The organism is Actinoplanes sp. TBRC 11911 (assembly GCF_012933445.1).
Taxonomy (GTDB): domain Bacteria; phylum Actinomycetota; class Actinomycetes; order Mycobacteriales; family Micromonosporaceae; genus Actinoplanes.
In genome coordinates this window covers 23775-46906 of sequence record NZ_JABBNC010000033.1, presented here as the reverse complement: position 1 = coordinate 46906, position 23132 = coordinate 23775, and the positions used below count along the sequence as shown (strand labels likewise).

Sequence of the window (23132 nt, the reverse complement as noted above, 5' to 3'; positions counted from 1 at the left end):
CGATATTACGTGAATCCGTTGTCACGCTCTGTCCCCTGACCGGTCGGGGGGTACTCAGCCGAACAGGCCAGAGCCGGGAGGGCTCTGGCCTGTTCGGGTCGGGTTGGGTGGGTTACGACAGGGTCGCCGGACCGGACACGAAGGTGTATCCGGCAGCCTGGATTCCCTCGACGGTCTGCTGCAGGTAGGTGACCGGGTTGTACGGGTGGAAGAAGAAGCTCGCCACGCCGTCCTTGATCACCAGGTTGCGCTGCGCTGAAGCGACAAGGTCGGCCGGCAACCGCGGCGGGTGGTTGTTGAACGCCTCCAGCTCGATGTTGCCGATGTTCTCCGGGACCACGAGCACCCCGTAGATGTCCCGGACCGTCCAGGGGAAGAACTGCCCGATGATCCTGGTGTAGTCGAGCGTGCCGCCCTTGAGCGCGCCGGCCGGGTACAGACCACGGTCGTACCGGTTCTGGAAGGTGGCCGCGACCGCCTTGTTGTCCGCGTCGCTGCCGGCGTAGTGCGGGAACTCGAACACCGTCGGCTTGGCCAGCCCCGCCGCCGTGAACGCCGCGAAGCTGTCGTTGATGCGGCCCTGCGCCCAGCTCTGCGAGTCCTCGGTGACCGGGCCGTCGTAGATCACGTTGTTCGACGTGTCGATGTGCGCCCGGTAGAACTCGAAGTCGTCCGCGCTGACCCCCTGGTACGGGTTCGGCACGTTCGAGTACTGATGGGTGTATCCGTGCATGAGCAACGTGCCGCCGTGCGACTGCATGTACTTGAGCTCGGCGACGACCAGCGGCCGCTGCGCCAGCGTGTAGTCCTCCGCCACGCCGTTGGTGTTGGCGCCCAACGGGTCCCGGTACCGCGGGTACACCGCGACCGAGAACGGGATGCCCTTGCCGAACAGGTAGTTCGTCATCGCGCGGAGCTCGGCCGGCTCGGCGTCGGGGCCGACGTCCTCGAGCCGGACCATCGCGCGGTGCCGGCTCACCGTCGCCGGCGCCAGGGTGTCCATCAGCTCCGAGCAGAAGGCGACATACCGATCATCCATGGTCATGTACGCGTACGGGATCTCGCCGATGTAGGTGAAGTTGCCGGACTTGACACCCCACGGGAACGTGGTGCCGTCCGCCCGCACCGAGTCGCCCAGGGACTGCGCCTTGGCCGGGTCGGTGATCGTCGTGTTCATGATGCCCGCGCCGTTCGCCGGGTCACGCGGGAACGAGGTGCCCTTGTACGTGATCGAGGAAACCGTCGAGAAGTCGAAGCCGGTCCACGTGAAGCCGCGGTTGGCGGTGAAGTTCGGGTCCCGCGCGGTGAGCTGCCAGATGTTGTCGTACATCCAGATGACCGGCTTGGTCGTCGCGGTCACGTCGTCCAGGAAAGCCAGCGGCAGCGGCTCGTCGTAGGTCGATCCGATGTAGACGAGCGCGTCGAAGCCGGCCAGCTCGCCGGCCGTGTAGTCGCCCGCGGGCTGCGCCGTCCAGTCCCCGAAGTGCGAGGTGAGCTGGGCGGTGACCAGGGCGTACTGCTCGCCGAGGAACGCGTACGGGCCGGTGTTGTCGTACACGACAAGGGTTTTGCCGGTCGCGCCGGGAATGCCGGCACCGGAGCGCGACCCGGGCACCTGCACCGCGCTGGTGGTGAACGACGCGGTGGCGGAGGCCGGCGAGGCGTTGCCGGCCGCGTCGTACGCCTTGACCGTGACGGTGTACGTCGTCGACGGGTTCAGGCCGCTCAGCGTGGCGGCCGGGGTCGCCGATGTGACCACCGTCGGACCGCCGGTGACCTGGTAGGAGACGACACCGACGGCGTCGGTCGAGGCGGCCCAGCTCAGCTCGGCGGTGGTCGGGGTGACCGTGCCGACCGTCGGCGCGCCCGGTGCGGTGGGCGGCGTCGTGTCCTGAGGCGGCGGCGGGGTCGCCGTGGTGACGGTGACGGTGTTGCTGGATGCCGAGCTGTTGCCGGCCGCGTCCTTCGCCGACACGGTGAAGTTGTAGGCGGTCGACGGTGTCAGGCCGGTGACCGTCGCGCTCGTGGCGGCGGTGGACAGGAGCACGGTCGAGCCGCTGGAGATGACGTACTCCGTGACGCCGACGTTGTCGGTCGAGGCGCCCCAGGAGAGGCCGACCGTCGTGGTCGTGGGGGTGTCGGCGACGAGGGTCCCGGGCTGGCTCGGCGCGGTGGTGTCCTTGCCGACGGTCGTGAAGGACCAGGAGTAGGCGCTGCTCGCGGTCGACCCGCTCTGCAGCTTGATGGTCATCGTGTACTTGGTGAGATACCCGAGCGGGGAGCGCGGGGTGAACGTGACCGTCTTCGAGGACGCGTCGTACCGGTAGTACGAGGAGACCGTGGTGTTACCGGCCGAGTTGACCAGCGAATACCGCAGGTCCGCGGGGTTGATGGCGGTGGCGAACGTGGCAGTGGGCTGTGCGGCCAGCGGCACCGCTGTCGCCTTGTTCGCCGGCGTCACCGACGTGATCGGCGGGGCCGCCGCGTACGCCGGTACCCCGGCGAGGCCGGCGGCCAGGGCCCCGGCCACCGCGGCAGTCAGGAGCTTCTTCATGCTTCGCACTTGCCTTCCTTCCTGGATGGCAGAACTTCCTCAATGGCCGGAACCGGGGGCCCCGGCATCCTGCCGGGGCCCCCGCCATGGGTGTTACGGAGCGACGCAGAAGACGTACGGCGTCACGGTCGCGTTCGAGACGCTGGTCTTGCTCCAGGTGAAGGTCCACTGGCCGTTGGTCTCGTCGCTCTCCACGTTGTGCGAGGCCGACTGGCTGACCGTGCCGGCGCTGGTGGTGAAGCCACCCCCGACGACGGTGCTACCGGACGCGCAGGACAACGTGGTGCTGCGGTTGGTGCCGGTGACGCTGAACGCCGAGCCGACGGTCTTGGTGAGGTTGCTGCCGGCGGTACCGGCCGGGCCCTGCGGACCCGTCGCGCCGGTGGCTCCGGTCGCACCCGTCGCACCGGTGGCACCCGTCGCGCCCTTGATCGAGCCGGACTGCACGGTCCACGTCGTGGTGCCGGTCTTCTTGTAGATCGAGCCGTCGGTGGTGTTGAGGTACATGTCGTTGACGGCCGAACCGGTCAGGGTGCCCGACGGGGTCCCGGCGCCGGCGAACCACTTCGAGTTGGAGAGACCGTCGGCACCCGCCGGACCGGCCGGACCCTGGGCGCCGGTGGCACCCGCCGGACCCTGCGCGCCGGTGGCACCCGTCGCGCCCTGGGCACCGGTCGCACCGGTTGCACCCTGAGCACCGGCGGCGCCGACCTCACCCTGCGCACCGGTGGCACCCGTCGTGCCTTGCGGACCGGTCGCACCCTTGAGCGAGGCCAGCCACTCCTCCGGCGTGCCGGCGAATCCACCGTCGACAGCCATCTGGTACGCGTCCTTGCCGTCCACGCCGTTCGCACCGATCAGCGACAGCAGCCAGTCCTGCACCGAGCCGATGGTCGGGTCGTTGGCGTAGGCCAGGTCGTAGGCGCTGGCACCGGGCACGCCCTGCAGGCCCTGGATGCCCTGCAGGCCTTGCAGGCCCTGAGCGCCGGTCTCGCCCTTCTCACCCTGAGCGCCGGCGTCACCCTTCTCGCCTTGTACGCCCTGAGCGCCGGTGTCGCCCTTGTCGCCCTGGACGCCCTGCGCTCCGGTGTCGCCCTTGTCGCCCTGGACGCCTTGCGCTCCGGTGTCGCCCTTCTCGCCTTGCGGTCCGACGGCGCCGTCCTTGCCGTCGGCGCCGGGCACGCCCTGCAGTCCTTGCAGGCCCTGGGCTCCGGTGTCGCCCTTGTCGCCCTGGATGCCTTGAGCGCCGGTGTCGCCCTTGTCGCCCTGCACGCCTTGCGCTCCGGTCTCGCCCTGAGCGCCGGTGTCGCCCTTGTCGCCCTGCAGGCCCTGGGCTCCGGTGTCGCCCTTGTCGCCCTGGACGCCTTGAGCACCCGTGTCGCCCTTGTCGCCCTGGGCTCCGGTGTCGCCCTTGTCGCCCTGGACGCCTTGCGCGCCGGTGTCACCCTTCTCGCCTTGCGGTCCGACGGCGCCGTCCTTGCCGTCGGCGCCGGGCACGCCCTGCAGCCCCTGCAGGCCTTCGGCTCCGGTGTCGCCCTTGTCGCCCTGGACACCTTGCGCGCCGGTCTCGCCCTGGGCGCCCTTGTCGCCCTGCGCTCCGGTGTCGCCCTTGTCGCCTTGCAGGCCCTGGGCTCCGGTGTCGCCCTTGTCGCCCTGGACGCCCTGCGCGCCGGCGTCGCCCTTCTCGCCTTGCGGTCCGACGGCGCCGTCCTTGCCGTCAGCGCCGGGCACGCCCTGCAGTCCTTGCGCGCCGGTCTCGCCCTGGATGCCTTGGGCGCCGGTGTCGCCCTTGTCGCCCTGGGCACCCTGAGCACCCGTTTCGCCCTGGACGCCTTGCGCGCCGGTGTCGCCCTTCTCGCCTTGCGGTCCGACGGCGCCGTCCTTGCCGTCAGCGCCGGGCACGCCCTGCAGCCCTTGCAGGCCCTGGGCGCCGGTGTCGCCCTTCTCGCCCTGCACGCCCTGCGCGCCGGTGTCGCCCTGGACACCTTGGGCACCCGTGTCGCCCTTGTCGCCTTGCAGGCCCTGCGCGCCGGTGTCGCCCTTGGCGCCCTGCGGTCCAGCGGCGCCGTCCTTGCCGTCGGTGCCGGGCAGACCCTGCAGGCCCTGAGCCCCGGTTGCTCCGGTTGCGCCCTGAGCCCCAGTCGCCCCGGTTGCGCCCTGCGCTCCAGTCGCGCCCGTTGCACCCTGCGCGCCGGTCGCGCCGGTAGCACCGGTAGCGCCCGTGGCTCCGGTCGCCCCAGTGGCTCCCGTCGCTCCGGCGGCCCCGGTCGCCCCGGTCGCGCCCTTGGCACCCGCCGGCCCCGTCGCGCCGGTAGCGCCGGTGGCTCCCGTAGCCCCCGTGGCTCCCTTGGCACCCGCCGGCCCGGTGGCCCCCGTGGCACCGGTCGCGCCGGTCGCGCCCTTGGCACCCGCCGCGCCCGTTGCGCCCGTCGCGCCGGTAGCGCCCTTCGGACCCGTCGTGTTCCAGGTCATCATCCGCTCGCTGGTCGTGCAGCGCTTGCCGGCCTCGTAGTCGATGACGCGGAGGGCACCCGTACTCGCGTTGCGGCAGCCCGTGATCACGCCCGTGCCGCTGGCCGGAATGGCGCCGTACGCTGCGGCACCTATCCCGAGCAGCCCGGCCACCGCGATCGCGGAAACCGCGGCGAACGTCCGCTTCCTTGATTGGAACATGGAGATCTCCTGGTTCGGTTCGGTGGTTGGGAGGAGCTACTTCGAGCCGACGACGACGTGAGCTATCGGCGTCTGACGTGGCGGACGCGGCGGAGCCGGGATCTGGTTCTCGCCGGGTGCGCCTTCGCGTACGGACGAGCTCTCGCCGGCGGCCGGTGAACTGTTCGACAGGGCGTAGACGCCCACACCGACACCGAGCGCCACGAGGCCGATGGCCAGGACGAGGACGATCTTCTTCCTCATGCGCGGACGCGCAGACGGGGATGACTGCGATGCATGTGGGGGGACTCCCGAGCTCGGCGGATCTACGGGCTCGGTTTCGCCACTAGCTCCCCGCCGGACCAAGGGCGACCAGTTGGAACGCCCGGCGGATCTCTGCTTCCCGACAGCCCACGCTGGGCTGATGCACAGACGGTAGCGATCTCGGTGCAGCCAGGGCGTCAGGAAGAGGGCCGGGTGTAGCCGACCAAAGGTACCGATTACCTATATCGGGCAAATATGGACCATAACCACTTATCAGACGGCTAACGGGACCCTAAAAGCGCGTTAACCCGGGACGCCGGCGGCGAGGTGGGCCGCCGGCGTGGTCTCGGACGCGGGCTTGCCGGGGTGCGGGGTGGATCCACTGGCCTGGGCCGGTAACGCGGACCCACCGTCCACATCGGCCAATTATTCCGGCGGAGCGGGCTGCAGCTCCACTTCGTAACCCCAGTTGTCCTCCAGGTACGCCGCGTAGGAACTCTGCCCACCGGCGTACGGGTGGCGGTCGGGAAAGAGCAGCGACCAACCGTGAGCCGGCGCCTCCGCGGTGAGGCGGTCGACCTCGGCCGGGCCCGCCACCGTGAACGCCAGGTGGTTCAGGCCGGGCGCCGTGCGGTCGTGCGCGATGCCGTTCAGCGCCGGGGACTGCTCCAGCACCAGATAGACGCCGCCGTCGCGCCAGGAGCGGCCCTGCGGCCACTCCTGGTACGGGGTCCAGCCCAGCGACGCCATCAGCCAGCCCCACGGGCGCAGGGCGCCGGTCAGGTCGGGCACCCAGAGCTCGACGTGGTGGAACGTCACGCGCCGCCGCCCGGCACCCATTTCACGTCGCCGCCGGGGTTCGCCACGCGGGACAGGATGAACAGCAGGTCGGAGAGGCGGTTCAGATACTTGGCCGCGAGCACGTTCGTCCGGTCCGGTTCGGCCGCGATCAAAACCCACGCGGAGCGCTCGGCCCGGCGCGCGACCGTGCGGGCCACGTGCAGCAGCGCCGCGCCGGGAGTGCCGCCGGGCAGGATGAAGCTGTCCAGCTTCGCCAGACGTTCGTTGAAGTCGTCGCACCAATCCTCGAGCCGGGTCACGTACTCCTCGGTGATCCGCAGCGGGGGATAGGGCGGGTCGTCCGAGATCGGGTTGCACAGGTCCGCGCCGACGTCGAAGAGATCGTTCTGGATCACCGTCAGCACGGAACGGACGTCGTCCGCCAGGTCGCCCAGCGCCAGCGCCACCCCCAGCGCGGCGTTGCACTCGTCCGCGTCGGCGTACGCGGAGATCCTCGGGTCGGTCTTCGCGGCGATCTCGTTGTTGCCGAGCCGGGTCTGCCCGGCGTCGCCGGTGCGGGTGTAGATGTGCGTGAGGTGAACGGCCATGGCACCACCCTACGGAGGCGGCGCTGGGCCGGGGCCCATACCATGGCCCGCGTGGATGTGATCAGGGTGAAGGGCGGCGCGCCGCTGATTGGCGACGTCGAGGTCGGTGGCGCGAAGAACTCGGCTCTCAAGCTGATGGCGGTCGCGCTGCTGGCTCAGGGGCGCAGCGTCGTCGACAACGTTCCCCGCATCACCGACATCGCGATCATGGCGGAGGTGCTGCGCCGGCTGGGTTGCCAGGTCACGCTGGAGGGTGGACGCGCGACCATCGATGTGCCCGCCGAGCCCGGCAGCGAGGCCGACTACGACCTGGTGCGCCGGCTGCGGGCGTCGATCTGCGTGCTGGGGCCGCTGCTGGCCCGCACCGGCTACGTGCGGGTCGCGCTCCCGGGCGGCGACATGATCGGTTCGCGGGGCCTCGACATGCACGTCTCCGGACTTGCCCGGATGGGTGCCGATATTTCCGGCGAGCACGGCTATGTCATCGCGTCGGCGCCGCACGGGTTGCGCGGCAGCAAGATCTGGCTGGACTTCCCGAGCGTGGGCGCGACCGAGAATCTGCTGATGGCGGCGGTACGCGCGAAGGGCGTTACGGAGATCGACAACGCCGCCCGCGAGCCGGAGATCGTCGACATCTGCGAGATGCTCACCGACATGGGCGCGCAGATCGACGGCGCCGGCACGTCGACGCTGACCATCGAGGGCGTCGACGAGCTGCACCCGGTCCGGCACACCACGGTGGGTGACCGGATCGTCGGCGGCACCTGGGCGTTCGGCACCGTGATGACCCGCGGTGACGTGACGATCCACGGTGTCCGGCCCGAGTTCCTGGACATCGCGCTGGACAAATTGGTCACCGCCGGTGCCGAGGTCACGCCGGGCGACAATGCCTTCCGCGTACGCATGGAGGACCGCCCCAAGGCTGTCGACATCGTCACCCTGCCGTACCCGGGGTTCGCCACCGACCTGCTGCCGATGGCCCTGGGGCTGGCGTCCGTGGCCGAGGGCGCGTCGCTGGTCACCGAGAACATCTTCGACGGCCGGTTCATGTTCGTGAACGAGATGGTGCGGCTGGGGGCGGACATCCGCACCGACGGCCATCACGCGGTGGTGAACGGGCGGCACCGGCTGTCCGGGGCGCCGGTGCGGGCGACCGACATCCGGGCCGGGGCGGGCCTGGTCATGGCCGGGCTGTGTGCCGACGGCGTCACCGAGGTGGCCGAGGTGCACCACATCGACCGCGGCTACCCGGATTTCGTGGCCGACCTGGCCAAGCTGGGCGCCGACGTGGAGCGGGCCGACGTGCCGGAGCCGTCATACGACTTTTAGCGCGCGCCGCGCTTCCTCCAGGTCCTCGGCGAACACCAGCACCGTCGGGCCGGCCAGGGTCGCGCGGATGCCGGCGTCGGCGAGCATCTGCCGGATCTCCTCGGCCGCTTCCTCGTCCCCGGCCACGGCCGCCGGGCGCAGCAGGCCGTAATCGTCGTCGGTCGAGTTGAGCGTCCACTGCAGTCCCATGCGCCAGAAGACGGCGCCGAGGAAGCAGACCAGGCCGACGGCGATCAGCGGCCCGATGAGGTACCAGCCGTTGCCTGTGGCCATGCGCACAGTCTGGCACCGTTAAGCAGGCATTTCCCCGGATTTGCCCCGATCGGGCGAGCGGCCCTCCCGTGTCCCCTGTCTCATTAACGCCCGTTAGGGTGAGCCGAGACGCAGGACACATGAAGGAGACGCACATGGCGGGTCGACTCGCGGTCATCGGTTCGGGCTTGATGGGTTCCGGCATCGCTCAGGTCTCGGCGCAGGCCGGCTGGCACGTGACCGTCCGGGATGTGGACGACGCCTCGCTGAAGCGGGGCATGGCGGCGATCCGGGACTCACTGGACCGCTTCGTGAACAAAGGCAAGATCAGCGCCGAGGACGTCGAGGCCACCCTCTCCCGGATCACCCCCACCACCGACATGGACGCGGCCGCCGACGCCGACATCGTGGTGGAGGCCATCTACGAGAAGGTGGAGGCCAAGCACGAGGTCTTCCGCCAGCTCGACAAGATCTGCAAGGCCGGCGCGATCCTCGGGACCAACACGTCGGCCATCCCGATCACCCAGATCGCCACCGTGACCGAGCGGCCCGAGTCGGTGGTCGGCATCCACTTCTTCTCGCCGGTGCCGATGATGAAGCTGGTCGAGCTGGTCCGCGGGTATCAGACGTCGGACGACACGTTATCCACCGCGCGCGTCTTCGCCGAAGAGGTCGGCAAGACGTGCGTCGAGGTCAAGCGCGATGTGGCCGGTTTCGTCTCGAACCGGCTGTTCTCGGCCATCCTGGTCGAGGCGATCAAGCTGGTGGAGACGGGTGTGGTCAGCGCCGCCGACCTCGACACGGTGATGAAGCTCGGCTTCGGGCACGCGATGGGCCCGCTCGCCACCGTCGACCTGACCGGCCTGGACGTGATGCTGAACGCGGCCGGCAACATCTACCGCGACACCGCCGATGAGAAGTTCTTCCCGCCGGAGCTGCTCCAGCGCATGGTCACCGCGGGTGACCTGGGCCGTAAGACGGGGAAGGGGTTCTACACCTACTGACGGCAAATGCCTCCTACCATGGCCATGGTGGCAAATCGGTCACGGGGGAGGTCCGCGGATGACGCGCGTCTTGCCGTCGCCCACCGAGCTGCAGTGGGCGTTCGACGAAGCGAACAAGGAAGCCGTCGGGGTCGCGCCGGGCTGGTTCCGCGCCTGGCCGACCGCCGGCGAGAAGTGGTCGGTGGTCAACGTGCGCGGCGCCACCCAGATCATCGTCAACCACAGCCGGGAGGACGACCGGCACCCGAACAGCTGGACCGTGCGCGCCCTGTTCGGCTCACACGCGGTCGAGCTGCGGGTCGGCCCCTACGACACCAAGGAGGAAGCGACCCTGGTGGCGCAGGCGGTGCTCTCGGTGGCGTACGCGGAAATCCCACGCTGAATCGGGCAGAAAGCTAGTGACGGGCCGCGAAGGCCAGCGACATCAGGGTGGCCGCGACCATGCCGCCCAGCAGGGTGAGGCCGACGCCGCCGATGTCCAGCCGGGCCTGCAGGCGGCGGTGCGCGAAAAGCGTGGCCACCGGCACCCCGGACGAGGGCGCACCCAGGAAGGCCAGCCAACCGGCTCCCCGAATCACCTCGCCGCCCCACACGCCCGAGTCGCCCACCGTTACCAGGCCCGACGCGATCAGCCCGGTCAACGCCGCGAACACCGCCCCCACCAGCGGCAACAGCGGTAACGCCCAGCGCGGCAGGGGTCGGTGCAAGGCTGGCCGCGCGGTCACGTCGATGCGCTCGGCGACCCGGGCGAGAAGGATCCGGGGCGGCATGTCGTCGTCGGACGGGTTCCGGGGCAGCGCCACCCGCGGCAGCGCCTCCACCGGGGCCGGCTCGGGCATCTCGCCCAGCGCCCGCACCCGCATCCCGCGGGCCCGGCGCAGCTGCTCCCACAGCCGGGCCGCCTCCCGGTCCACGTCGAGCACCTGGGCCGCCGCGGTACCCGCCCAGCGGTCCGCGGACAGCGCGTCGCCCTCGGCCCGGGCCAGCTCACCGGCCGCTTGCGCGGCGCTGTCCTGATAGGCCTGTTCCGCGTTGCCGAGCTCGGCCTCGCGGCGGCGGGAAGCCTCCGCCAGGGCACTGAGCATCAGCTGATAGTCGTGGCCCATCGGCTGCCGGTCACGTGTGGTCACTGTTCACCTCGTACGGGATGATCACTTCCGGGGTGCGGTGGACGGAACGGTCGAAGAACAGTGCCCGCCGGGTGCGCGGATACCAGACCGGGCCGCCGGGATGCGGGTAGAGCGGCGCCAGATCGGAGCCGTGCACGTCGAGTGCGACCCACGCGCCGATCGGGTCCAGCCGGGCGCCCGGGCCGCCGAGGCCGTCGCGCAGCCGGCCGGCCGAGCGCCACCAGCCGAGGACGTGGGTGCGCCGCTCCGGACCCTCGGCGAGCAGTTTGCGCAGCATCGTGTGGTCGGCGAAGGCGTCCAGCGTGTACCCGATGACGTAGTGCGGCACGTCCAGGAACTCCTCGCCCGGCAGGTCGTCCCGCCAGTCGGCGCTGGGCAGCTCGGCGATCAGCCGGGCCGCGTGCCGCCCCGCGTCCGGATCGGGGCAGACGATGCTGAAGTGCGCCGGGCCCTGCGCGGCCAGCGACAGCGCGGCCGAGGCGAGGACGTCGCACGCCTCGTCGATGCGGGTGCCGAGCACGGCCAGGTTGCGTCCGGGCATCCGGCCCAGCCGCAACCGGGCCGGGCGGGCGGCCACGTCGATGCGCTCGCCGAGCACCGCGCCCGGCGAATTGCCGATCGGCGCGGACGGCGGCGGCACCGGGCCGGACGGCCGGCACGACGACGGCAACCGGGGCACCGCGTCCCCGTCGAACAGCCGCGGCTCCTCGCACCCGGCCGGCCGGGACCGCCACAGCCGCCGCTGCAGGGTCCGCCACACCAGGCGGTCGCCGGCGTCCGGGAGGCGTACGACCACGTTGGCACCTGATGCGCCGGACTGGGCGTTGACGACGGCGTGGAAGCGCGGGATGAGCGCGGCCGCGAGGTTGTCCTCGGCAAGGATGCGGCGCGCCTTCGGCAGAGCGATCCGGAGGGTGAACTGGCCGATCAGCCCGGACCGGCCCCACAACGCCTCGATCCCGGAGACGTCCTGACTGGCCAGGACCAGGTGGATGCCCTGCGAGCGGCCGCGCCGGGCCAGGTCCTCGAGCAGCGCGACGGCCTCGTCGGCGACCGCGTCCCGGCCGGTGAGCAGCACCTGGAACTCGTCGATCACGGCCACGATCCGGGGCCAGTGGCCGTCCGGGTCCTCGCCGCGCAGCTCGGACAGTTTGGAGGCGTCGAACCGCTTGGCCGCCTGCGCCCGCTGCCGCAGCTCCTCGCCCAGGTGCCGGAGCATGGCCAGGCCGAACTCCCGGTCGGCGTTGACGTTGATGCCGGCCAGGCGCACCTGCGGCAGCCAGGCGGGATCGCGCGGCCCCGGGACGAACCGGGCGAACGACACGCCTTCCTTGAAGTCGAGCAGGTAGAGGGCCAGTTCCTCGGGGCCGTAGCGGGTGGCGAGAGCGGCGAGCCAGGCGTACAGGAGATTGGTCTTGCCGGAACCCGACGGGCCGCCGATCAGCGCGTGCGGGGGATCGTCGCCCAGTGGCACCTCGATCAGTGTGCCGTCGGTGGTGTCCCCGATCGGCGCGGCCAGCCCGTGCGCGGACGACTCGGCCCAGTACTCGGCCGGCTCCAGATCGGCGAACCGGGCCGGCGGCGGACCGGCGCGCAGACGTTCCGCGGTGGCCCGGCAGAACGCGGCGACCTGCTCGGCCGGTGGTGGCGGGTCGAGCCGGATCTCCAGCTCGCCGGTGGCCTGCGAATATGCAATTCCCTCCCGTACGGCGAGCCGGTGCACGGTCGGGTGATCCACCAGGTCGACGCCGCGCACGATCAGGTGCACGCCGCACGACACGCCGGTCCGGCAGACGCGGTCGAGCTGGGCGCGCTGGGCCTGGGTGAGCTCGGCGGCCGCGGCGGCGTCGGCCAGCAGCACGATCACCCGCCACGAGTCCACCGGCGGGCCACCGGCCAGCACCGTCTCGTTGATGCGGCAGATGTGCTCGACGAGTTCGTCCAGCATGGCCCCGAGACCGCCCGGCCCGACGAACGAGATGACCCCGAGCGGCGCGAACGGCGCGAGGGTGCCGCCGAGGTGCTCCGGGTCGTACACGGTGAGGTGAACCTGGCCCGGCCGGGTGCTGCCCAGGGCGCGTAACAGCAGGCCGGTGATGATGCCGTCGATCGTGCGCTGGTCGCCGGACAGGTTCACGTGGGCGATGTCGAGAAGCGGGACCAGGGCCGGGAGCAGGGCGGTGTCGTCGATCGTGAGGGTGCCGACGCGGAGCAGGCCGGGGCGGCTGCCCGGCTCCGGCTCGGTCGGGGTCCACATGCGCCACGGGGTGCCGGCCGCTCCGGTGGCGCTGATCGCGGCCAGGCGGCGCACGTTGCTGGCGAGCTTGGCGGATTCGTTCTCGTACCGGCGCTGGATGTCACGGCGGGCGGCGTCACGTGCCTCGGCGAGTTGGTTCAGGCAGGTGGCGTACGCGTCCCTTACCAGGCCGCGCCGCTGCTGCGCCTCACCCCGGGCGGTCTCGGCCGCGGCCAGCACGGCGCGCGCGGCGCCGCGCGCCTCCGCAAGCTCCTGCCGAATGGCGGCCACCACCGCTTCGCGGTGGCTAGGCACCCGCCCTCCCAAGATTCACGCTGCGGAACCTTACCGATTTATCCCCCTTTAACCGCAGAAACGTGCTGCGTGTCTTATATCGGCGGGTCGCAAACCGGACCGCACCACGCTGGCGGCCGCCCCGCAGGCCGACGCCGCGTGCCATCGCGACCCGCCGACCGCCAGCAAGAGTTGGTCGGCTAATCCGTGGTGCCGGCAGAAGTGGTCGGCTAATCCGTGGTGCCGGCAGAAGTGGTCGGCTAATCCGTGGTGCCGGCAGAAGTCGTCGGTCACCCGCGCCGCCCGGAAGAAGTGGTTGGCTCATCCGCGGGGCGCGTAACACGAGGTTGGTTCATCCGTGGCGCCGCGAGAAGTGCTCGGACCATCCGTACCGTCGGCGAGAAGTGGTCGGATCATCCGCACCGTCGGCGTGGAGCGCGGCGATCCGCTCGCCGGCTGGCGTCCCACTATCTGGATTATCCCAGCCACATCGTGGACTTTTGTGAACCTTGGAGAGTTGCGCCCACATGCCAGCCACAACTCTCCAAGGTTCACTTCCGGCCGGGAAAACCCGCTGGGCGAAAGCCGCTTTTCGCTACAAAATACTCCTCCACAATGGACGCCAGTCCCACATCGTGGACGCTGAATCCAGAACGTGGTCGCCCGTCTCAGTAGGCGGCCACCCGTCCCACGAAATGGAAGCGCCGCGCCAGCCGTCGAGCCCAGCAGCCCAGTCGATCAAGCTAGCACCGGAAATATCGGATATGCGCGCGACGCGGACGGGCAGCCAGAAGATGCGTCGCCTTGATCTCGGAGGGAGCGGTGTATCGGCCACTGAGCCCGTCTGCGCCGCGCGCCCTCGCCGAACCCAGCAGGTCAGCCGATCAAGCCCGCACCGGAAATATCGGATATGCGTCGTGGGCGGGCGGCACACGGCATTCCCGGTCACTGTGCCGCCCGCTGGATCCGTGCCGCCCGCTGGATCCGTGCCGCCCGCTTGGCTCGTGTGGTCGGCGTGATGGACGAGGGCTCCGCTCCGGGTGCTGGCTTGCGGCTACTGCACACGTCGAAACTTCACGATAAATCGTGAAAAATCGGGTGGGGCAGGGCGGCCAGGTACACCGCCTTCGTCGCGTCGGCGAGCCCCGATCCGGTGAGCCCATGCGTCGTGGCGGTTTCGTGGGCTGTTGTGTCGCGGGGGTGGCGGAGGTCGCGTGGGTGGCGTGTCGCGGGGTAGTGGGGGGTCGGGTGGGCTGGTGCGTCGCGGGCGGTGGCGGTTGGGTGGGCTGCTGTGTCGCGGGCGGTGGCGGTTGGGTGGGCTGCTGTGTCGCGGGTGGCTCAGCGGCGGGTTGCGGGCTGGTGGGGCAGCAGCAAGTCGTCGCGGAGGTGGGTTGCTACCAGGTGGGCGCCCTCGAGCTGCCAGCGGCGCAGCACCCGCGCCGGGACGTACTGGTGCATCCAGCTCAGCGCCTGCCGCGCCTCCCGGTCCAGGCCGTCGGTGCGCAGCCGGCGTAGCTTCGGGTTCACCCCCAGCACGCTGCAGAAGTGCAAGGCGCTGTAGTGGTGCCACGCGTCGCTGGTGGCGAACTGGCCGGGCGGGCGCAGGCGGTCGACGGCCTCGCTCAGCACCGCTCGCAACGCCGCGACCCGCACCAAAGGCTCCTCGCCCGGCCGGCCGGTGACGTGGCGATCCACGGCCGGCAGCTCGATCAGCGGGCTGCGCAGCAGGCGGGCGTCGTCACGGTAGTTGTCCAGGGCGTACCCGGTGAAGCGGACGAAATCGTCCGCGCCGGTGCGCGGCAGGCGGTGCCGGGGGCGACGGCGGGGCAGTGCGTCGCCGAGGCGCCGCAGCCCGGAGCGCGCCTCGCGTAGCCGGGGATCGTCGAAGAAGGCCACCGTGTCCAGGCCGCGCTGCACGCCGGGGCTCAGGCCGATCAGCGTCATCACGACCGCCACCAGCACATACTGGACGATCGTCACCAGCAGGTCGTCGTCCGCGGCGATCATCGTGAGCGCGGCCAGCCCACCGGCCACGATGGAACCGGCGATGCCCCCGGTCACCGCGCGGACCAGGTCGGGGCGCAGCCGTTCGCCCAGCTCGAGCGCCTCGGCCACGCACACCAGGAAGCCGAGCATCAGCAGGTCCACGCCGATCGCCGCGAGCACCAGGCTCTCGAAGCCGATGTCCAGCCGCAGGATCACCGCCAGCGCGACGGCGTACAGCACGGCGGCCACCGCCATCGCGGCCGGCAACATCGGCGGCCGTACGTGCGTACGCGCGCGCCACAACAGCACCAGCGCGCCGGCCAGCGGAGCCAGCGCCACCAGCCGCCCAGCCTGCGGCAGCGCGATCACCACGACCAGGAAGACGCCGGAGACGATCAGCCAGCCGCGGTCGAGATAGCGCCGCTCGGGGTGCAGGCCGATCGCGGCGCCGGCCCAGAGCAACGCCGGCACGCAGATCACGATCTGTGCTGCCGCGGAGTCCGGTTCGACCGTCCACAAGACCACCGCTATCCCGTACGCCACCAGGGCCGCCGCCGCCCGCTGCGGAGCTCGCCGTGCGGGGTCACGACCGATCAGGTAACACGCGGCCCACCACGCGAGGGCGAAGGCGGGGACAACGATCGCGGGCAGCACCGGAAGAGTCAACCAAGCACGCGGGTCGCCTCGGAATCGGAGACTTGGACACGCTTGGCCCGCCTCTTTTGCCGACGCAGCCGGATCACCATGATCGCGGCCCAGGCCAGCAACGCGAACGCGATCAGCACCAGCACGGGGACCAGCAGCGCGAGCAGCGACAGCACGACGCTGCTCACGTCCTCGGCGGTGCTCGCCACCGGCGCGCCGAAGCCGGCGGTGGTCACGTTGATCACGCCCCGGGACGCGGCTTTGACGCCGTGCACCCCGAGCGCGATCAGCACGCCGGACGCGATCGGCACCCATTGGTGTGAACCGAAGAACGTTCCCGGGTCGCTGACCGTCTGCGCGGACGAACCCGCGCCGAACGCGAGACCGCCCGCGGTCGGCCGGACAAACGTCTGGACGATGTCGTTCACGTGGTCGACCACCGGGATCTTGTCGGCGACCACCTCGACCGCCAGCAACGCGATGAGGATCGCCAGCGTCCAGCCGTTGGCCAGCCAGCTCCAGCCGCTCGGGAGGTCGACCTGGTCGGTGAAACGGGACAGCAGACCCATCACCACCAGGGGGATGTAGGCGTTGAGACCGGCCGATGCGGCCAGGCCGCTGCCGGTGAGCGCTTCGAGCACGAGTACAGGATGGCATCGCGATGCCAACCGAGTTCACCCTGCAGTACGGCGAAGCCGTTCGGTCGGCTCAGTCGGCTACTGTCGTGCGGTGCGTCTGGTCATCGCGAAATGCTCCGTCGACTACGTCGGCCGGTTGTCCGCCCACCTCCCGCCCGCGGTGCGGCTGCTGATGGTCAAGGCCGACGGCTCGGTGTCCATCCACGCCGACGACCGCGCCTACAAACCGCTGAACTGGATGAGCCCGCCCTGCAAGCTGCAGGAGGCGCCGGGCGTCTGGAAGGTGGTGAACAAGGCCGGCGAGGAGCTCCGGATCACCCTGGAGGAGATCTTCCAGGATTACTCGTACGAGCTGGGGGTCGATCCGGGCCTGGTCAAGGACGGCGTCGAGGCGCACCTGCAGGAGCTGCTCGCCGAGCACCCGGAGACGTTCGGCGAGGGATACACGCTGGTCCGCCGCGAGTACATGACCGCCATCGGCCCGGTCGACCTGCTCTGCCGGGACGCGTCCGGCGGCGCGGTCGCCGTCGAGGTCAAGCGGCGCGGCGAGATCGACGGCGTCGAGCAGCTCACCCGCTACCTCGAGCTGATGAACCGCGATCCGCTGCTCGCCCCGGTGCAGGGCGTGTTCGCGGCGCAGGAGATCAAGCCGCAGGCCCGGGTGCTGGCCACCGACCGGGGCATCCGGTGCGTGGTGGTCGACTACGACAAGTTGCGCGGCATGGAACGCGACGAGCTCACGCTTTTTTGAGCTCGACCCTCTCCGGCGACGTCGAGCCGGAGAGGTAGGCGCGGGCGCCCACCAGGCCGACCACGAGCTGCGTCAGGACGGTCAGCCAGGACAACGGCTGCCCCTGGCCGATCTCGATCAGCGTGGGCAGGCCGAGCAGCAGCATGTCCGGGCCGATCACCAGGTTGACGAGCGGGCCGGGCGACACCGTACCCATCGGGGTGTCCAACGGCAGCAGTTCATTGCGGACGAAGCCGACCCGCGCCCGGTGCACCGCGGCCGCCGCCCCGACCGGGCCGAGCACCAGCCCCAGCGCCCACCACGGGCCGGCCGGCAGCACGTCCAGCGCCTGCAGCACCGTCATGGCGACGGCCGCCCACACCCCGGCCAGCACGCCGGGCAGCACCATGCGCTGCAGGACGGCCTGCCGCGAGCTCAGCCCGAGCATCCGTAACAGGCCCGGGTTGCCGGCGTCGGTCTTGAGGTTGCCGGTCGCGGTGCCGGCGGCGGGCAGGAGTCCGATCAGCACGGCGACGCCGACCAGCCAGTGCGGCGCGCTCGTCAGCAGCACCGGGAGGGTGGTCGCCAGGGCCAGCCAGAGCAGCCGCCGCCGGCGCCGCAGCACCAGCAGCAGGTCTTGCGCCACCAGCGCGGGCAACCGGGCCGGCAGGCGGGTCGAGCGCAGCTTGCGGCGGGCCCAGAAGCGCCGCTCGATCATGTCGGTGAGGAACGACGGTTCCATCCCGAACGCCGAGTCGAACAGGGTGCCCGCCGTCTTGGACGCTTCCAGGATCCGGTCGTTGGGAGTGCGCGCGAGGTGGCGTACGGCAAGCAGGGAGAGCACCACGACGACCAGCGCGAGGCCGGCGATCACCGGAACCAGCACGGACGTCCCGGGCCAGCCGGTCGTTGCCAGCGGCTGGTCGCGGGCGGTGGCCGTGACCAGGCCGACCAGGCCGGCCGCGAGCAGCAGCGAGATCAGCGCGTCCACCGCGTCGCCCCAGCGGCCGCCGGCCTGGGCGGCGAGCGCGACCAGCAGCAGCGCCACGCCGACCAGCCCGGCACCGATGCCGAGCAGGGCCACGACCTCACCGGACAGCGATCGGGGCGCGGTGTGCCCGATGATCGCGATGCCTTCCAGCACCGCGACGATCGCCGCGACGATGGCGGCCAGCCGCAGCGACGGCAGCAGCAGCCGGCGCCGGCTCACCGGGGCCTGCATCAGCCAGGACGCGGCCGGACGGCTCAGCGCGAGCGGTCCGAACCGGCGCAGCGCCAGGTAGAGCAGGCCGAACAGGATCGCCACCAGCGAGCCCCCGGCCAGCGCGGAGGCGTTCGGCGCGGTCGGCCAGAACACCACGGCGAGCTGTTTGTGCAGGATGCCGCCGACCACCGCGATGAACAGGACGGTGAAGTAGATGTTGCCGGCGGTCGCGCCCCGCTCGCGGTGCGCCGACTGGGTGCGGCCGATCCAGCGACGGACGGGGGCGAGCGGGACGGTGATGGTGGTCATCAGGCGCTCAAGGATTCCATCGTGGTGATCGCGCAGCCGGACTTTTCCGCGAAGACCTCGTCGTGGCTGGCCATTAACACCGAGCCGCCGGTCGAGAGATATTCGGAGATCAGCGCGGCGACCGTGTCCCGGCCCTCCGAGTCGAGGCGCGCCTCCGGCTCGTCCAGGATCAGCAGCGAGCTGGGCCGCATGAAGGCGATCGCGAGCGTGAGCCGCTGCTTCTGGCCGGAGGAGAGCGACGGCGGGATGGCGTCGGCGTGCCCGGCCAGGCCAAACCGCTCCAGCGCCTCGTCCACGCCCTGCTCCTCGGCGTCCAGACCGTTCGCGCGGCAGACGAGCTCGGCGTGCTCGCGGGCGGTGAGCCCCGGATACCACGTCGGGGGCTCGACCGTGGTGACCACGGCCCGCCAGAACTCGGGGGTCGAACCCGGGTCGCCGCCGAACACCCGGATCGTCCCGGAGTCGGGCTGCTGCAGGCTGCTCACGCAGCGGAGCAGGGTGGACTTGCCGATACCGTTCTCGCCGGTGACGCAGACGCCGGTGCCGGCCCGCACGGTCAGCGCGACGTCGACCAGAACCGGGGTCGACCCGTAGCTGACATGCAGGCCGTCGACCTCGACCGCGGGGTGATCTGCCACCCGCTCAGCTTAGGTGCGCCTCCCGTAAAGAAGTCTGAGGGTCTTGATGAGCGCCGCGATGTGCTTCGGCGTACGCCCGTACGACTGCACCGGGATCGCTGAGGGACCGCGCCGCACGAGGATCGACTTGGCCCGGGCGAATTCGCGTAGTCCGTCGTCACCGTGGATACGGCCGAACCCGGAGTCACCCGTTCCGCCGAACGGCAGGTTGCCCACGCCGACGAAGGTGAGCGTCGAGTTCACCGCCACCATGCCGGAGCGCAGCCGCCGCGCGATCCGCACCGCGTCGCGCTTGCCGAAGACCGATCCACCCAGCCCGTACGCCGTGTCGTTGGCCTTGCGCACCGCCTCGTCCGCGTCCGCCACCTTGGTGATCGTGACCGTCGGGCCGAACGTCTCGTCGCGGATCTCGAGGGAGTGGTCGGGCACGTCCACGAGCACGGTCGGCGCCACGTACGGGGGCTGGACCGCGGACGCGCCGCCGAGCACCGCCCGGCCGCCCTTGGCCAGCGCGTCGTCGATGTGCTCGCGGATGATGTCGAGCTGTTTCGGCATGGTGATCGGGCCGATCTCCGCGCCGGTGCGCAGCTTGCCGGCCCGTTCGACGACCGCCTCGACGAACGCGTCGTAGACCGGGGCCACCGCGTACACCCGCTCGATGCCGATGCAGGTCTGCCCGGCGTTGGTCATCGAACCCCAGACGGCGGCGTCGGCAGCGGCCGCGATGTCGGCGTCCGCGTCGACGATCATCGCGTCCTTGCCGCCCGCCTCGATCACCGTCGGCACCAGGTTCTCGGCGCACGCGGCCATCACCTTCTTCGCGGTGGCCGTCGAGCCGGTGAACGCGATCTTGGCGACCCCGGAACGGCACAGCGCGGCGCCGGTGTCGCCCATCCCGTGCACGGCCTGCAGCACCGGATGCTCCGGGACCACCTCGGCGAACGTGTCCACCAGCCACTGGCCCAGGACCGGTGTGTATTCGCTCGGCTTGAAGACGACCGCGTTACCCGCGGCCAGCGCACCGCTGATCGGGCCGATCGGGGTGACGATCGGGTAGTTCCACGGGCCGATCACGCCGACCACGCCGTACGGGAGATATTCGAGGTGTCCGCCGTGCTCGACGGTCAGGACCCGGCTGCGGGTGCGGCGCGGCCCGAGGACCCGTTTCGCGTTCTTGGCCGACCAGTCCAGGTGCTCGATCGCGGCGGCCGTCTCGACGATCGCGTCCGCCTCCGGCTTGCCCGTCTCCAGCTTGCTGATCTGGGCGAGCTCGGTGATCCTGCGCACGATCAGCGAACGCCAGCGCAACAGCCGCTCGCGGCGCCCGTCGAAGCCCAGCGACTGCCACCACTGCGCCGCCTCGCGCGCCCGAGCCACCGCCGCACCCACCGCTGCCTGGTCAGACACCGGAAGACGACCGGCTTCCGCACCGGTCGCGGGATTGGTGGAGATCATCACGCCGTCTTCGATCACCGGCACACCGGGCACGCGGGTAGCGGTCATGGGCGAAGTCTAGGTGGCCGGTTACTTGACAGTCACTACCCTTGATAAGCGTGCCCCGACGTAACCACTCCCGGCGCAAGTCCACCGGAAATCCGCCGCCTCCCGAACTGAACGACGACGACCGCGTCCGCAAGGGCATCGGCGGCGTTCAGCAATGGCAGGACGGTGAGTGGATGGTGCGCTCGATCTTCGGCGGGGCGGCCACCAAGACATACCTGTGTCCGGGGTGCATGCAGGAGATCCGGCCCGGCGTGGCGCACATCGTGGCCTGGCCCAGCGACGACCGCGGCGACGCGGGCGACCGGCGGCACTGGCACACCGGCTGCTGGAAGGCGCGCGACCGCCGCGGCCCGGGGGTGGAGCGGTCCCGCAACGCCCCGCGCTACGGGTAGGCGAGGATCTACGGCATGAGTAACACCATCCGCGCCAACTCGATCCTGCCGGCGCGCCGCGAGGACATCGAGCTGCAGACCGCCGACGGGCTCACCCTGGTCGGTGAGCTGGCCCGCCCGCTCGACCGCGACCCGGTCGCCACGCTGATCTGCCTGCACCCGCTGCCGACGCACGGCGGCATGATGGACAGCCACCTCTTCCGCAAGGCGGCGTGGCGGCTGCCCGCGCAGGCCGGGCTCGCGGTGCTGCGGTTCAACACGCGCGGCACGACGAGCGTCCGCGGCACCAGCGAGGGCACCTTCGACAACGCGGTCGGCGAGAAGTACGACGTGGCCGCCGCTATCGAGTACGCGGAGTTCCACGACCTGCCCAATGTCTGGCTGCTCGGCTGGTCGTTCGGCACCGACCTGACGCTCATGCACGGCCTCGACCCGGCGGTGGCCGGCGCGATCCTGCTCTCGCCACCGCTGCGCAACACGCGTCCGGAGCATCTGGCCGCGTGGGCCGCGGACGGCCGGCCGCTGACCGCGCTGATCCCGGAGTTCGACGACTACCTGCGCCCGGCCGAGGCGGCCGAGCGGTTCGCGGCCGTTCCGCAGGCCGAGCTGATCCCGGTGGACGGCGCCAAGCACCTGTGGGTCGGCGACGCCGAGCGGGTCCTCGACGAGATAGTCCGCCGGGTCGCGCCGGACGTCGCGACGCCGCTGCCGCGCGAGTGGGACGGTCCGATCGAGACCGGCGACATGAACGCCTACGCCAACCGAACGACCGCTGCCTTCGCCGACGTGCCGATGCCGAAACCTACCGGTGCTGCTGACTAGGCACCACGACCTCGCGGATGATCAGCTGGACCGCGGCCACCATCGGGATCGCCACCAGCGCGCCCACGACGCCGAACAGGGCGACCCCGAGCAGGGCGGCGACCACGGCGGCCACGTCGCTGACCTTCACCGAGCGGCGCATCACGTTCGGGTAGATCAGGTAGTTCTCCACCTGCTGGTAGACGATGAAGAAGATGACGCAGACCAGGCCGTCGGTCACCGAGGAGGCGAAGCCGACCAGGCTCACGATGATCGCCCCGAGCGTGGCGCCGATCTGCGGGATCAGGTCCAGCACGGCGACCACGACGGCGAGGGCGAACGGGTACGCCAGTCCGACGATCACGGCGAGCAGCATGGTGCTGATGCCGGCCAGGATGGCGATCGCGAGGGCGCCGGCCATGTACGCGCCGACCTTGGTGAGGATCTCGTCGGTGAGCAGGCGTACCCGGGTGCGCCGCGAGGACGGCACCAGCGAATAGCCCAGCTCGCGGATCTTGTCGAACGCGGCCATGAAGTAGATGGTCAGGACCAGCACGGTCAGGACGTTGAAGATGGTCCCGAAGATCAGCCGGGCGCCGCCGACGACCCCGCCGACCGCGTTGCCCACCGTGCCCGCGTTGATCGCGCTGGTGACCCTGTCCATGATGTGGTAGCGCACGACCAGGTCGTTGATCGTCTCGCTGCGCTGCAGCCGCGTGATGTAGTCGGGCACGTTCTGGATCAGCTGGTTGGTCTGCGTCACCAGCGGCGGGATCAGCGCGTACAGGCCCGCGCCGAGCAGGCCGACCACGAGCAGCGCGACGATCGCCACCGCCAGGCCCCGCGGCACCCCCCACTTGCGCAGCCGGACGATGGCCGGGTTGAGGCCGATCGCCAGGAACAGCGCGATGAAGATGAGGACAAGGATCGAGGCGGCGTTGCGCACACCCAGGAAGATCGCGTACGCCAGGATGATGCCGAGCCCGCCGAGCAGACCGATCATGAACGGGTTGCGCCGGTCGATCGGTGGTCCCGGCCGGCCGAAGCGGCCCTCCCGGGACTCTTTCTCGGCCTCGTCCACCGGCGGTTTGACCTGGTCCTCCGGCGGCTCAGCCTGCTCGGCTGACTTTCCCGGGACCGTCTCGTCGTCCGCCGTCACCAGATAACCCCCGTTCCCCACCGG

20 protein-coding genes are annotated in these 23132 nt (G+C 70.9%); 6 read left to right on the top strand and 14 right to left on the bottom strand.

Annotated features, from left to right (window positions below; translation table 11 throughout):
• Positions 1-112: 112 nt before the first annotated feature.
• The 5 genes from HH310_RS33125 to HH310_RS33095 all read right to left on the bottom strand — a co-directional run bounded on the left by HH310_RS33125 (position 113) and on the right by HH310_RS33095 (position 6858).
• Positions 113-2554 carry a DUF2334 domain-containing protein gene (locus HH310_RS33125; RefSeq protein WP_211192924.1) on the bottom strand — a complete coding sequence of 814 codons (2442 nt, stop codon included), beginning with the start codon at positions 2552-2554 and terminating at the stop codon, positions 113-115.
• A gap of 93 nt (positions 2555-2647) precedes the next feature.
• A complete protein-coding gene (locus tag HH310_RS43325) occupies positions 2648-5227 on the bottom strand; it encodes a hypothetical protein (RefSeq protein ID WP_211192923.1) in 2580 nt (859 codons plus the stop codon).
• Between the two features lie 36 nt (positions 5228-5263).
• Positions 5264-5470 (bottom strand): hypothetical protein, encoded by a 207-nt coding sequence (locus tag HH310_RS33105; protein ID WP_169179658.1) that lies wholly within the window; start codon positions 5468-5470, stop codon positions 5264-5266.
• 426 nt (positions 5471-5896) lie between these two features.
• Entirely contained in the window at positions 5897-6310 is a 414-nt protein-coding gene (locus HH310_RS33100; RefSeq protein ID WP_169179657.1) for a VOC family protein, read from the bottom strand.
• Positions 6286-6858 carry a cob(I)yrinic acid a,c-diamide adenosyltransferase gene (locus HH310_RS33095; RefSeq protein WP_169179656.1) on the bottom strand — a complete coding sequence of 191 codons (573 nt, stop codon included), beginning with the start codon at positions 6856-6858 and terminating at the stop codon, positions 6286-6288. The genes HH310_RS33100 and HH310_RS33095 overlap by 25 nt, the downstream gene beginning before the upstream one ends.
• A 42-nt stretch (positions 6859-6900) precedes the next feature.
• Here HH310_RS33095 and murA point away from each other — a divergent pair, with 42 nt between their 5' ends.
• Positions 6901-8187, top strand: a complete 1287-nt coding sequence (gene murA / locus HH310_RS33090) for a UDP-N-acetylglucosamine 1-carboxyvinyltransferase (protein ID WP_169179655.1) — start codon at positions 6901-6903, stop codon at positions 8185-8187.
• Here the strand turns inward: murA and HH310_RS33085 are convergent.
• Positions 8173-8460 carry a hypothetical protein gene (locus tag HH310_RS33085; RefSeq protein WP_169179654.1) on the bottom strand — a complete coding sequence of 96 codons (288 nt, stop codon included), beginning with the start codon at positions 8458-8460 and terminating at the stop codon, positions 8173-8175. The genes murA and HH310_RS33085 overlap by 15 nt on opposite strands.
• A gap of 134 nt (positions 8461-8594) precedes the next feature.
• On the opposite strand from HH310_RS33085, the gene HH310_RS33080 reads away from it, so the two are divergent.
• Entirely contained in the window at positions 8595-9443 is an 849-nt protein-coding gene (locus HH310_RS33080) for a 3-hydroxyacyl-CoA dehydrogenase family protein (RefSeq protein WP_169179653.1), read from the top strand.
• A gap of 58 nt (positions 9444-9501) precedes the next feature.
• Positions 9502-9825, top strand: coding sequence for a hypothetical protein (locus HH310_RS33075; protein WP_169179652.1), 324 nt, complete (start codon positions 9502-9504; stop codon positions 9823-9825).
• A gap of 13 nt (positions 9826-9838) precedes the next feature.
• On the opposite strand, the gene HH310_RS33070 is transcribed toward HH310_RS33075, so the two are convergent.
• The 4 genes from HH310_RS33070 to HH310_RS33055 form a co-directional block, all read right to left on the bottom strand.
• A complete protein-coding gene (locus HH310_RS33070; protein WP_169179651.1) occupies positions 9839-10573 on the bottom strand; it encodes an OmpH family outer membrane protein in 735 nt (244 codons plus the stop codon).
• On the bottom strand, positions 10560-13124 hold the full coding sequence (locus tag HH310_RS33065; protein WP_169179650.1) for an FtsK/SpoIIIE domain-containing protein: 2565 nt from the start codon (positions 13122-13124) through the stop codon (positions 10560-10562). Before HH310_RS33065 ends, HH310_RS33070 begins: the two co-directional genes overlap by 14 nt.
• A gap of 1317 nt (positions 13125-14441) precedes the next feature.
• On the bottom strand, positions 14442-15743 hold the full coding sequence (locus HH310_RS33060) for a hypothetical protein (protein WP_312034486.1): 1302 nt from the start codon (positions 15741-15743) through the stop codon (positions 14442-14444).
• 8 nt (positions 15744-15751) lie between these two features.
• Positions 15752-16375 (bottom strand): DUF4126 domain-containing protein, encoded by a 624-nt coding sequence (locus HH310_RS33055; RefSeq protein WP_169179649.1) that lies wholly within the window; start codon positions 16373-16375, stop codon positions 15752-15754.
• Between the two features lie 88 nt (positions 16376-16463).
• Here HH310_RS33055 and nucS point away from each other — a divergent pair, with 88 nt between their 5' ends.
• A complete protein-coding gene (nucS, locus tag HH310_RS33050; protein ID WP_169179648.1) occupies positions 16464-17123 on the top strand; it encodes an endonuclease NucS in 660 nt (219 codons plus the stop codon).
• Here nucS and HH310_RS33045 read toward each other — a convergent pair.
• Genes HH310_RS33045 through HH310_RS33035 form a run of 3 tightly spaced genes read right to left on the bottom strand, consistent with a single transcriptional unit; the run spans position 17110 to position 20756 of the window.
• The gene (locus tag HH310_RS33045; RefSeq protein ID WP_169179647.1) at positions 17110-18615 is read right to left on the bottom strand and encodes a DUF6297 family protein; all 1506 of its coding nucleotides are present in this window, start codon (positions 18613-18615) and stop codon (positions 17110-17112) included. The two genes, nucS and HH310_RS33045, sit on opposite strands and share 14 nt — an antisense overlap.
• Complete coding sequence (locus tag HH310_RS33040; RefSeq protein WP_169179646.1) at positions 18615-19253, bottom strand: ABC transporter ATP-binding protein; 639 nt, start codon at positions 19251-19253, stop codon at positions 18615-18617. The genes HH310_RS33045 and HH310_RS33040 overlap by 1 nt, the downstream gene beginning before the upstream one ends.
• A 9-nt stretch (positions 19254-19262) precedes the next feature.
• Positions 19263-20756 carry an aldehyde dehydrogenase family protein gene (locus tag HH310_RS33035; protein ID WP_169179645.1) on the bottom strand — a complete coding sequence of 498 codons (1494 nt, stop codon included), beginning with the start codon at positions 20754-20756 and terminating at the stop codon, positions 19263-19265.
• A 107-nt stretch (positions 20757-20863) separates the two neighbouring features.
• Here HH310_RS33035 and HH310_RS33030 point away from each other — a divergent pair, with 107 nt between their 5' ends.
• The gene (locus tag HH310_RS33030) at positions 20864-21148 is read left to right on the top strand and encodes a hypothetical protein (RefSeq protein ID WP_211192936.1); all 285 of its coding nucleotides are present in this window, start codon (positions 20864-20866) and stop codon (positions 21146-21148) included.
• A gap of 15 nt (positions 21149-21163) precedes the next feature.
• Positions 21164-21970 carry an alpha/beta hydrolase gene (locus HH310_RS33025; protein ID WP_169179643.1) on the top strand — a complete coding sequence of 269 codons (807 nt, stop codon included), beginning with the start codon at positions 21164-21166 and terminating at the stop codon, positions 21968-21970.
• Here HH310_RS33025 and HH310_RS33020 read toward each other — a convergent pair.
• Positions 21951-23108: an AI-2E family transporter gene (locus tag HH310_RS33020; RefSeq protein ID WP_396027559.1), complete on the bottom strand. Its 1158-nt coding sequence runs from the start codon at positions 23106-23108 to the stop codon at positions 21951-21953. The two genes, HH310_RS33025 and HH310_RS33020, sit on opposite strands and share 20 nt — an antisense overlap.
• Between the last annotated feature and the right edge of the window lie 24 nt (positions 23109-23132).